General features: G+C 69.1%; 1 protein-coding gene. It reads right to left on the reverse strand.

Annotated elements, in window-relative coordinates:
* Nucleotides 1-146 (reverse strand): hypothetical protein (locus ACYVJ0_RS13710; RefSeq protein ID WP_460818415.1); only part of this gene is annotated, 146 nt, incomplete at its 3' end.
* Nucleotides 147-592: the final 446 nt, after the last annotated feature.

The raw sequence follows: 592 nt of genomic DNA on the forward strand, positions 1-592 counted from the left end.
GCCGGCGCGAGCGAGATCGCGGTTCCGGGATGTCCGTTGCCCACCTTCTCGACGGCGTCCGCAGCCAGTGCCTTGATGGCCTTGACCGCTCGCTCGTCGAGCTCCGACCACTCCAGGGGCTTCAGCACGGGGTCGAAAGCGTTCACGAGTCCTCTTTCTCTCCGCCGTCGACCCCCGGACGGGCCGGAGAGCCGCGCAGCGTGCGTGCGGCGGCGGCGGGATGCCGGCCGCCCTTCGTTCGATGGCGTCAACAACCCTATACGCGGGGATCATCCGTCGCGCAGGGCTGTCCACGCTGTGTACGGCGGGCGAGGTCAGGACAAATCTCACACGTCGTCGCGGGAATGCGGTGTGCGCCCCGGTCACGCTGCGACGTACGATGAGCACGCGCCTGACCGGTATGAGGACCTACCAGGTGCTTTGCTGACCTCAGACTCTCTCGAACGGAACTGCGACGCGCGTGAGAACGAGCCACTCGACGACCGGCCAGACCGCGCGTCCCCAGACCTCCAGGCCCCAGGCGCCCGTCACCGATGACGAGCAGCGTCCCGGCGGCTGGTTCCTTCGCCGGGCCGGCGCCTACGTCGCGCTG

It is taken from the genome of Microbacterium petrolearium, assembly GCF_054782875.1.